The 9,393-nt window shown below is 65.6% G+C and carries 13 protein-coding genes, 1 tRNA gene and 1 pseudogene; 8 read left to right on the top strand and 7 right to left on the bottom strand.

What is annotated here, in order from left to right; all coding sequences use genetic code 11:
• The first annotated feature begins 162 nt into the window (after nucleotides 1–162).
• Nucleotides 163–249, top strand: a tRNA-Leu gene (locus A7A76_RS22085).
• A 61-nt stretch (nucleotides 250–310) separates the two neighbouring features.
• Here A7A76_RS22085 and A7A76_RS22080 read toward each other — a convergent pair.
• From A7A76_RS22080 to A7A76_RS22060, 5 genes and pseudogenes are all read right to left on the bottom strand, one after another.
• A pseudogene (locus tag A7A76_RS22080) lies at nucleotides 311–514 on the bottom strand (tyrosine-type recombinase/integrase); the annotation flags it as partial.
• A gap of 204 nt (nucleotides 515–718) precedes the next feature.
• Complete coding sequence (locus A7A76_RS22075) at nucleotides 719–1,000, bottom strand: hypothetical protein (RefSeq protein ID WP_206413331.1); 282 nt, start codon at nucleotides 998–1,000, stop codon at nucleotides 719–721.
• A 52-nt stretch (nucleotides 1,001–1,052) separates the two neighbouring features.
• Nucleotides 1,053–1,535: an Hsp20/alpha crystallin family protein gene (locus A7A76_RS22070; protein ID WP_206413330.1), complete on the bottom strand. Its 483-nt coding sequence runs from the start codon at nucleotides 1,533–1,535 to the stop codon at nucleotides 1,053–1,055.
• 161 nt (nucleotides 1,536–1,696) lie between these two features.
• A complete protein-coding gene (locus tag A7A76_RS22065) occupies nucleotides 1,697–1,990 on the bottom strand; it encodes a hypothetical protein (RefSeq protein ID WP_206413329.1) in 294 nt (97 codons plus the stop codon).
• Nucleotides 1,991–2,045: 55 nt separating this feature from the next.
• A complete protein-coding gene (locus A7A76_RS22060; RefSeq protein WP_206413328.1) occupies nucleotides 2,046–2,207 on the bottom strand; it encodes a hypothetical protein in 162 nt (53 codons plus the stop codon).
• Between the two features lie 155 nt (nucleotides 2,208–2,362).
• Between A7A76_RS22060 and A7A76_RS22055 the strand changes: the two genes are divergently transcribed.
• Nucleotides 2,363–2,815 (top strand): SMI1/KNR4 family protein, encoded by a 453-nt coding sequence (locus A7A76_RS22055; protein ID WP_206413327.1) that lies wholly within the window; start codon nucleotides 2,363–2,365, stop codon nucleotides 2,813–2,815.
• A gap of 453 nt (nucleotides 2,816–3,268) precedes the next feature.
• Nucleotides 3,269–4,072: an APH(3'') family aminoglycoside O-phosphotransferase gene (locus A7A76_RS22050; protein WP_206413326.1), complete on the top strand. Its 804-nt coding sequence runs from the start codon at nucleotides 3,269–3,271 to the stop codon at nucleotides 4,070–4,072.
• A gap of 171 nt (nucleotides 4,073–4,243) precedes the next feature.
• On the opposite strand, the gene A7A76_RS22045 is transcribed toward A7A76_RS22050, so the two are convergent.
• The gene (locus tag A7A76_RS22045) at nucleotides 4,244–4,879 is read right to left on the bottom strand and encodes a hypothetical protein (RefSeq protein ID WP_206413325.1); all 636 of its coding nucleotides are present in this window, start codon (nucleotides 4,877–4,879) and stop codon (nucleotides 4,244–4,246) included.
• Nucleotides 4,880–5,355: 476 nt separating this feature from the next.
• Here A7A76_RS22045 and A7A76_RS22040 point away from each other — a divergent pair, with 476 nt between their 5' ends.
• The gene (locus tag A7A76_RS22040) at nucleotides 5,356–5,637 is read left to right on the top strand and encodes a hypothetical protein (protein WP_206413324.1); all 282 of its coding nucleotides are present in this window, start codon (nucleotides 5,356–5,358) and stop codon (nucleotides 5,635–5,637) included.
• A gap of 7 nt (nucleotides 5,638–5,644) precedes the next feature.
• Nucleotides 5,645–6,022 (top strand): hypothetical protein, encoded by a 378-nt coding sequence (locus A7A76_RS22035; RefSeq protein WP_206413323.1) that lies wholly within the window; start codon nucleotides 5,645–5,647, stop codon nucleotides 6,020–6,022.
• Nucleotides 6,023–6,190: 168 nt separating this feature from the next.
• On the opposite strand, the gene A7A76_RS22030 is transcribed toward A7A76_RS22035, so the two are convergent.
• Complete coding sequence (locus A7A76_RS22030; protein ID WP_206413322.1) at nucleotides 6,191–6,475, bottom strand: hypothetical protein; 285 nt, start codon at nucleotides 6,473–6,475, stop codon at nucleotides 6,191–6,193.
• Here A7A76_RS22030 and A7A76_RS22025 point away from each other — a divergent pair.
• From A7A76_RS22025 to A7A76_RS22015, 3 genes are all read left to right on the top strand, one after another.
• Complete coding sequence (locus A7A76_RS22025) at nucleotides 6,474–7,097, top strand: hypothetical protein (protein WP_206413321.1); 624 nt, start codon at nucleotides 6,474–6,476, stop codon at nucleotides 7,095–7,097. The genes A7A76_RS22030 and A7A76_RS22025 overlap by 2 nt on opposite strands.
• Nucleotides 7,098–7,474: 377 nt before the next feature.
• A complete protein-coding gene (locus A7A76_RS22020; RefSeq protein WP_206413320.1) occupies nucleotides 7,475–7,741 on the top strand; it encodes a DUF2845 domain-containing protein in 267 nt (88 codons plus the stop codon).
• Nucleotides 7,742–8,118: 377 nt separating this feature from the next.
• Complete coding sequence (locus A7A76_RS22015; RefSeq protein WP_206413319.1) at nucleotides 8,119–9,306, top strand: S1 family peptidase; 1,188 nt, start codon at nucleotides 8,119–8,121, stop codon at nucleotides 9,304–9,306.
• The last annotated feature ends 87 nt before the right edge of the window (nucleotides 9,307–9,393 follow it).

Raw genomic sequence — 9,393 nt, 5'->3', positions numbered from 1 at the left:
GGCGGGCGAGGCCGGCGCCGCCGAAACGCCCGCGCGCAGCGACCGCGACCGCACGGCCGAAGCGCCGGCGGTGCCCGAACCGCCGCGCGAACCCCGGCGTCCGAACTGATTCGAGCGGGGGCAGACGCCGACGATCGAGCTGGGTATAATGCGCGGCCCGCTGCCGGAGTGGCGGAATCGGTAGACGCAGCGGACTCAAAATCCGCCGCCCTTAAAAGCGTGTGGGTTCGAGTCCCACCTCCGGCACCAATGACTTAGGACGGGTTAGCGACCCGTCAGCGCTCCGCAAAATACAGGGGCGCTCCGCAATTCACTTCGTCGGCGTCACCTTGTCGCCGCGGCGACGACGCACATAGTGCTCGGTCATCACGACCGTAGCGTGCCCAAGTTGCTTCTGGGCTCGCCGAATATCCCCTGTGTTCTCGGCCTTGTCCGTGCCTGCCTTGGCGCGCAGGTCGCGGAACTGCGTCCCGGCGAGCCCGGCCTTCTCGGTCGCCAGTTTCCAGCGGTCGCTGGGGCCGCGCTTACCTACAACCCGACAGATAGGCCAGATCCATCGCGTCGCGCAGGCAGTCGTCTGCTTTGTCCCAGACCTTCTGCTAGAAGATTCTGCGAGAGCAGGGTTGGCGCGAGCCGAAAACCTGGGTATCGACGAACAAAGCGTCACTTCAGCCGACGCCTCGCGTGGCGGGAGAGCAACTATCCCAACAGCCGACACCTAGCCAGATCGAACATCGCGCGGCCGAGCCACGGTTTCGTCGACCAGCACGGCGGTCCATTCTTCTGCGAAGCGCTCACAGCGCTCGCGTACCAGATCGCTTTTTCGGCTTGTGCTTGGCAGGGATGACTTGCACTCGACCGCGTCGGCCAGCGTCGCCCGCCACTTTTCGAGCAACGCCGCCGGATCCGGATGCGTTCGCAGCAAGGTCAGCAGCGCGAGGTGTTGAACCGACACCTGCGCCTGCAGCGAAGACACAGCTTCTTCGGTGATGCGGTCCATGGCGACCCCGCTCGAGAAAAGGGCGGCCCGCCCGCGCGGGCCGCCAAGGGATTTACGCGCCGTGCACGAGGCCCACCGGAATCCGCCGGGGCGTCGTCTCGGGACGCTTGGGGATCACGATCTCGAGCACGCCGTTGCTGCCGGACGCGGACACCTTGTCCGCATCGGCGCTGTCGGGCAACGCGAAGCGGCGGTGGAAAGAGCCGTGCAACCGCTCGGTGCGTGCGAAGGTCTGCGAGTCGGTCTGGCGGTCGAGCCGGCGTTCGCCGCGGATGGTCAGGATGCCCTTTTCCATCTGGACGTCGATGTCTTTGGGGTCGACGCCGGGGAGGTCGGCGAGGATGACGAACTTGTCGTTCGTCTCCACGATGTCTACGAGCGGTACCCACTGGCTCGTGACGACCGACGATTCGTCGGTCGTATTGCTGCGCAGGAACACGTCGTTGAACAGCTGATCCATCAAGTGGCGCACTGGATCGCCGTTCTTGTTCGCGCTCTGCGTCGGCCATTGGGGATTACGAACCATAGCGTTCATGGCAAGGTCTCCATTGGTCAGTTCGGGCGGTCTGCCCGCCCGGGCTTTCGGTAGGGACAGCTAGAACGGCTTCAAGGGTTTCGCTGCGTTCTCATTCAACGTTTGTTTAGCTTTTGGTCGCCACCGGCCCGACGGCGGTAAGGGAAGCGCTGAACAGCGGGTCAGGGCCCATCGCCGTTCTCGCCAGCGCGCATCCAGGCCGCGTAGGCTACGGGAATAGCGTCCGGCCATTGCAAGCTAGATGGACCTCGAACTTGCGGATAGCGCGCCTCAAGCTTCGGCAAGATCTGCTCGAAAGGGCGGCTAGGGTGCGCGATGCGACCGGTGATGCCGAGGTACAGCGCAGGGGCGTAATCCCGGAAGGCGAGGCCTTCGCGGTGAAACGGAGCAGCGCTGTAATTGAGGATCCAGTAGTCCAGGCCAAACCCGGCCTGGCCGCGGGTCTGGTGAGACATGGCGGCAGCGAGGTTCTCTATGTGCCCCGAATTTTTTTAATGTTCCGGCTGCCTGTCAAGAGGGCGCAGTTGGCCATACAAGCCGCTTGAACGTAGGCGACTCTTCAGCGATCTGGATGCCCAGCATTTCGTAGTGCTTGCGCTGGCTCAGCGGCGCCCGTGCAATCAAGTCGTCCCAGCGCTTCTTGAAGTTGAAGCCCCGTTCGAAGTCCGACACATTCCAGGTCTCCCCCGACCTCATGGGCGTCGCGTAGGTCCATTGTTTGGGCTTTCGCGCGGCGAATCGAAAGAGGCATTGACCGCTCCCGGCTAGTCTGGCCGGTCTCAACTCTAGCAATAGTTCAGCGGGCTAGCGACGTATAGAGTTGTGCTTTGCTCAAGGAGATTCGGATGGGGATCAGGGAGGAACTGTTGGCTACCGGACTCGTCTCACCTGACGAGTTGGAAGGGTGCACGCCTGAACAAATCGAAGTGCTCACAAGATCTCTTGGACGACCACTGCCGAAGGCCTATGAGGAATTTCTTCTGGCGATGGGGCATCGCGCTGGGTGCTTCATGCAAGGGACCGATACGTTTTGGCGGCATTTGTCGTGGCTTCGCGAAGCAGCGGACGAGTTGCTGCGCGAGGATTCGGCGCCGCCGTTGCCGCAGTCCGCCTTTGTGTTCTACATGCATCAAGGCTATGAGTTTGGATTCTTTGATTTGGAGGACGGCGACGACCCACCGGTCTACCAGTACGTCCAGAGGTGGCGAGCGGCAAGGCCAGCGACGAGCAGCTTTTCGGATTACTTGGCCGAGATGCTGAAAATCCATGTAACCGCGTAACGCAGTTCGGATCGACGCCAATGGCTTGGCTCATGGCGACCAAAAAGCCTGAAACTCCGCAACCTCGAACGATTACCAGCCCCAGGCTCACCGAGAAGGAGGCGGCTGAATACTGCCGCTGCTCGCTCTGGTCCTTCCGCACAATGAATCTGCCGGCTCCCCGCGGTGCCTTTGAGGTCAGATCGTCACAGCGCTTCTCGAAGTTTAACGTCCGCTCGAAGTCGGAGGCGTCCCAGGTCTCGCCGACCTCGAGGGCGGCGTGTATCGCTGCAGTTCGGATCTTGGTCTGGCGGATCGAAAGTGGTATGGACGTTCTCTCCTGGCGGCTATGGAGAGCGTATCGCGACTGGTCTGCTCCTTGAATCGAAGTTTATGGCTGCGACGTCTACGAACCTCTGGACGATTCGGGTTGAGCCATCTCCGCGCCGCATTAGCGAGCTGAAGGAACCTCGATTGAATTGGACCAACATCTGTCTTGGTGAACCGCATTCTGACTGGTTGCCTGTTGGAAGCGGAGAATCCGGTGATTTTATTTTTCGACGTGCTGACGGGAATGCCTTCGCGAAAATCGCACGCGTTAGCCGCCGCGGTGAGCTCGCTGAAGAGCGTGACCGCCTCATTTGGCTCACAGGTCGAGGTGTGGCTTGCCCTGAGGTGATCAACTGGCAGGAGGAGCAGGAGGGCGCATGCTTGGTGATGACGGCAATTCCTGGAGTGCCGGCGGCTGATCTGTCCGGGGCGGACTTGCTCAAAGCGTGGCCGTCAATCGGGCGGCAACTTGGAGAAGTTCACAGCTTACCGATTGATCAATGTCCCTTTGAGCGTGGGCTGTGGCGAATTTTCGGACGCGCAGTCGATGTGGTGTCCCGCAGTGCCGTCAATCCCGACTTCTTGCCGGAAGAGGACAAGAGCACGCCGCAGCTCGATCTATTGGCTCGTGTCGAACAAGAACTGCCGGTGCGGCTCGTCCAAGAACGCACCGATATGGTTGTTTGCCACGGCGATCCCTGCATGCCGAACTTCATGGTGGATCCTGAAACTCTTCGATGCACGGGGCTGATCGACGTTGGGCGGCTCGGAACAGCAGATCGCTATGCCGATCTGGCACTCATGATCGCTAACGCCGAGGAGAACTGGACAGCGCCAGATGAGGCAGCGCGCGCCTTCGCTGTCCTATTCAATGTGTTAGGGATCGAAGCCCCCGACCGCGAACGCCTCGCCTTCTATCTGCGACTGGATCCTTTGACTTGGGGCTGAGGTTCACGCCGCCTTTTTTCTGTTCATTGGCGCGTTTCGCAGTCTGTTCCCATTGCGGCCTCCTGGTCGCCCCATCCTGACGCCGCCGGCCGCTGTCTGCGCGATGGTCGTCGCCGCCATTGCGGCGCCGCAGGCCGATCTGTCGCCCGCAACGCAGCCTCGGGCGTTCGCTCAATCGCAGGAGCCGATCTTCAAGTAGCCGTCGCAGTTGCTCAGCTTCTTCGCATCGGCCTCCGACACCGTCATCTTGCTTTTGCGCGGCGGCGGCGTACCCAGGGCGTAGCTGTTCGGCCCGGTCTTCACCATGTTGGCCGCATCGCGTACGACGTAGCCGGGGCCGTAGCTGCATTGGGTCTGGATCGTGCACAAGCCGGCGCTGGAGCGGGTGATGTACTCCAGGGTGATGCAGGTCTGCTTGGCCGACGAAGCCTCCCAGGCCGCCATGCAGGCCGGGTCGTGGGTGGCGTATTGCGTGGGCTGGTAGCTGGCCATGATCGCTTCGGTCGTGTGCTTCGACGACGAGGGGCAGTCGGCCTCGTTGTACTTCAGTTCGCCGTCGCAGTTGACCAGTTGCCTGGTCTTCTCGAGAGACAGGCCCGCAGGATAGGTCGGGTAGTTCTTGGGCTGGCACTCGGTTCTGCCGCCGCACGATCCGTCCTTGAGCTTCTGCATGAAGCTGGTGCAGGACTTCGAGGCGGACGACTGCTTCCAGGCCTCCTGGCAGACGTCGCCGGGCTCCTGTGCCTGGGTTTGGCCGGTCGCGGCCAGCGACATCATCGCCACCAGGGAAAGCGCATGGATCTTCATCGTTCCTCCGCGGGTATCGGCGCCGGACGCTCTGGTTCGGTCGCGTATCGCGCGCACGCTTCGCACCGACTCATCCGGGCGCGCCGAGGGGAACGTAGATCGAGCCGCCGCGCGGAGGTGTGACTATCGTCGTGACGTGAGCGTCGGTGAGCGCCGCGCGACGGTGGGCGAGGCTTGTCGGGTCGCGGGGCGAGCGGGCGGATGCCAAGGCTCGATGCGAAGGCGTCACGTGTATCGTTCGCGCCTTCGTGATTTCGCTGCGTTCAGCGCAACGCAAGCCGCCTCCGCCGCGCCAACGGGCAGGGCGACTCCAGTCGGTGTCGCGAGCAGGCGCGCCAGTGCGCAGGCGCAAGACGCATGCAGATGCTTGCTAACCCACCCTACGCTCATGCCTGCGTCGGCGCCAGCTATTTCTTTTTGCGCCTTATGCGTCGAATTCAGCGCGACGGCGCGCATACTGGGGTCTGGTTTGCGGAGTGTCGACGCCTGTGGAGCATCACGTTGAGTGGTTCCAGTTCACCCTCCCGACCGACCAGACGATCGGTCCGGAAGCGTTGCGCTTGATCTGGATGAATGCGTGCGGTTCCACCAACATCTCGGTCCAGCGCAACAGCCGCACCATCCTCGGCCGCAGGACGCCGGTCTATTCGCTTCGCGCGTCGTCGCGTTTGTCCGGGCTCGCGCTGATCGAAGCGCGATTGCGCGGCCTGATGCAGGAAGCCCGATTGAACAGCAAGCTCACGCTCGTTTCGCGCTGAGGCCGTCGTGGCGGAAAGCTTCGACATCGCGATAGGACGCTGCGAGTCGGTCAGCGGCGATGAAGTGGTGGTCGAACTGGACACGGCGATGGTCAGCCGGCTGGTCCCCGGGCATCCCTGGCATCGCAGCGGGACCAGCAAGCTCAAGTTCGCCCTGCAGCTGTGCAGCGTGCTGCGCCCGCCGCAGGCGGGGCGCGAAACCTTCCTCGACCGCGAAGCGATCTTGAAGAATCCGCCCGGGCGTTTCGATCTGCTCGGCGACGGTAAGTACGCGGCGGTGCGGCTGAAGGCCTTGGCGGCGAATACCGATCCGCAACCGCCGACGCCGACGCCGAAGTCGAGCTGGACCGAGCGCGCGCCGCGCAGGCGTTCGTCGCGCGGTTGATCGTCGCGCGCACGGCGCGGGTGCGGCGCCTGCGCATCCGGCCGACTTGCCTTGGCTGCGCCGATCGGGGCGCCGCAGCGGCCGCTGCGCGGTCGCGGGGATCTTCGCGGCGCCGGCAACCGGCGCCCGCGCACGCTGTAAAGCGAAGAGCCCGCGGCTCGATCCATCCTAGTTCCCGGGATCCCACAGCGCTTGCGGCGTGTTTCCCGCCAGCACGGCTTCGGAGAAATAGATCGCATGCTGGAGCGGCATGTGTCCTTTCAGCTTGTACTTCATGAAGACGATGGCGTAGACCGTGTTGAGCTCGCGGCGAATCAAGCGCAACTCCGCGATGTCGCGATCGTCGAACGCGGCGAAGGATTCGACGCTGGCGGCTTCGGCCGGGTCGAGCGTTCGCCCGAGCGTGGCTTCGATCTGGGCGCGGGTGTCGTGGGACAGCAGGTCGTCGCTCATGTCTTGTCGTGCGTGGCGATGCGTCGGTCGTGCGGCGCAGTTTATCCAGGAAGCCGAAGCGCCGGGGCGCGCGGCGAATCCGCGCCGCGCAATCGCAGCGCCGGCGCAGGCGGCCGCGCAGGTCCGGCCGCGATGCCGGCCCGGCTCGGGCTTCGGCGCCAAACGCAGACTGGCGCCGTGGCCGGACACACGCGGCGAGGCGGCCGCGGCCGCTTCGACGCGCCGCCAGGCGCGCACCGGCCTTGCGCGAGGATCCGACCGGCGCCTTGTTTTCCCGCCCCGCGCCTGGAGTAGGCTGGCGCGACCGACTACCTGCCACATGGGGAACGACGTGACCGAACACGCCGCGCTGCAGGAGCTCAAAGAGGGGATGCAGTACATGCAGCAACAGCTGCAGTTCATGGCCGAGGACCTGGCCCGGATGAAAGGCGAATGCGCGGCCTATCGCGAGTTTTCGATGGAACTGATCGCGCGCGCGGCGCCGGGCGATTCGTCCGCGGCGCTGGGCACGGTGCGCGACCCGCGCCAGCTGGCGAACGCGCCGGACCTGTTGTTCCGCGAAGGCCTGAGCCAGGCGATCGCGCACCTGGCGCATGCGGTGGGGCAGCAGACGCCGATCTGAGCATGCGTCACGGTGCGGCGGACCCGGTCCGCAGGGCGCGCGGGACGAGGACGCACGGCCGCGCGCGGCGCGCTCGCCGGGTCGGTGCGATCGCGCGGGCCGTATTTTCGTATGGCCGGCATGCACTCGCCGCGCTGCCTCCGCCATGCTCCGACGGGTAGTCTGCAGCGCATACAGGCGGTGCTCGATAGAGGCGGAAGGCGGCATGCGCACACTCGGTCGGATCGGCTGCGGGCCGGTCCGCGCGCGGCGTTTGCTGGATTCGGGCGAATGGTCGCCGCCTGGTCAAAATGTGATTGATGTAAGCAGGCGCGGCGATCGGGAATAGGTACGATCCGCGCGATGCCCTTTCCCCCGCGCCACACAAAGGAGTTGCCGTGCGCAAGATCCTGGCTTCCGTGCTGCTCGCCGCGCTGTCGTTCGCGGCGTTCGCCCAGTCCGTCGCTTTCGGCAACAAGATCCTGCGCGTCGGCGATCCGGTCGGGCGGGTGTTCGAGGTCGCCGGCCAGCCCAGCCGCACCGTACCGGTGGAGAACAAGTACGGCGCGAAGGAAGGCGAGCGGATGGAGTACTTCCTCGGCAACAAGACCGTGCTGATCACCGTGCGCGACGGCAAGGTGACCCAGGTGCAGGAAGTGTTCTGAGCGCGACGGCGGGCGCATCGTTGCCCGCGGCAACGTAGCGAGAATCGGAGTCGGCGCCGCAGGCGCTGCAGAGCGCTGCGCATTGAATCGCGGCGCAAGGGCTGTGCTTTTGCATGAATTTCGGCGATTGGCGCACCGCATGCCCATGTCGCTCGCCGCGACGCAGCGTGAGGCAACGTGACGCAGCGCGCGAATGCGCCGCTGCGCGCGGCGGCGCGCCGCCTTCTGTGACCGCCGCAAGTGCATGAGCCGCCGCGACGCGCTTAGCTGGGCGCGCATCCGCACGCGGTTCACCGGAACGAGCGCCGCGACGGATGCGGCCGCGCCAGCAGGCGCGGTCCGGCGTTCCCCCGCACCGCATCCAACAGGAGGTTCGTATGCCCGCCGTCCGTCCGCGGCCGCGCCTTGCCCGCGCCCGCATCGTGGTTTCGTCCTTGTGGTTTCTCATCGCGTTCGCGGCTGCGGCCTCGCCGTCGGTCAACCCGGCCTTGCGCAGCGCCGCGCAGCGCGATCTGGGCCTGTCGCCGGCGCAACTGGATCGATGGCTGCAACTGGAGCGCGAAGCGCCGCAGCGCGCGGCGCTGGCGCAGCGGCGCCTGGGCGCGCACTACGCCGGCAGCTGGATCGAGCGCGGCGACGACGGCGCGGTGCGGCTGATCGTCGCCTCGACCGATCCGCGCGTCGCCGACGTCGGCCCCGGGGTGCGACTGCGCCAGGTGCGCTACAGCCTGGCCGAGCTGGAAGCGGCCAAGGCGCGCCTGGACGCCAGCGCGCGCCTGCGCCTGCCCGGGATCACCCGGCCGATCGACGGTCTGTACGCATGGCACGTCGACCAGGCCAGCAATTCGGTGGTGGTCAGGATGGCGCCGCAGGCGCTGGAACGCGCGGTCGATTTCGCCGCCTACAGCGGCGCCGACAGCGGCGTGCTGCGCCTGGAGCGCATGGACGTCGCGCCGCAGGCGACCTCGCAGGTGTACGCCGGGGTCGCGTATCAGAAGAACGGCGCGCCTTCGTGTTCGGTCGGTTTCGCGGTCCGCCAGGGCGCGACCAAGGGCTTCGTCACCGCCGGCCACTGCGGCGTGGCCGGCGAATCGATCTGGATGGACGGCGCGCCGATCGGGCACATCGTCGCGTCGGAGTTCCCGGTCGCCGACCGCGCCTGGGTCGCGATCGGCGATCAGCACGAGGTGCTGCCGCTGGTCAGCAACTATGCCGGCGGCTTTTATTTCGTACGCGGCAGCTACGAGTCGTACCACACCTCGGTGGTGTGCCGCTCGGGCTACAAGACCGGCTACCAATGCGGCTTGGTCAACGCCAAGAACGTCACCGTCAACGTCGGCGGCAACGGGCCGGTGTACGGGCTCACCGAGACCACGGCCTGCGCCGGGTTCGGCGATTCCGGCGGCGGCTGGATCGACATCGGCGAGCAGGCGCAGGGCGTGACTTCGGCGTCGAACATTCCGGCCGGCGCACCGCACAACTGCGGCATGTTCGGCGCGTTCACCTGGTTCCAGCCGGTCAATCCGATCCTGGAGCGCTACGGCCTGACCTTGGTCACGCTGTAAGCGCGCGATCGGCGGCGAGGTCGCGCGCGCATCGGCGGCGGCCGGTGCGCGCGCAGCGCTGCCGCGCGGGCGCTCAGCGCGGCAGCG

Origin of the sequence: Lysobacter enzymogenes (assembly GCF_017168095.1) — a bacterium.
GTDB lineage: Bacteria > Pseudomonadota > Gammaproteobacteria > Xanthomonadales > Xanthomonadaceae > Lysobacter > Lysobacter enzymogenes_D.
Note: the sequence above shows the minus strand (reverse complement) of the source record. Positions and strands in the feature narration are given on the sequence as shown.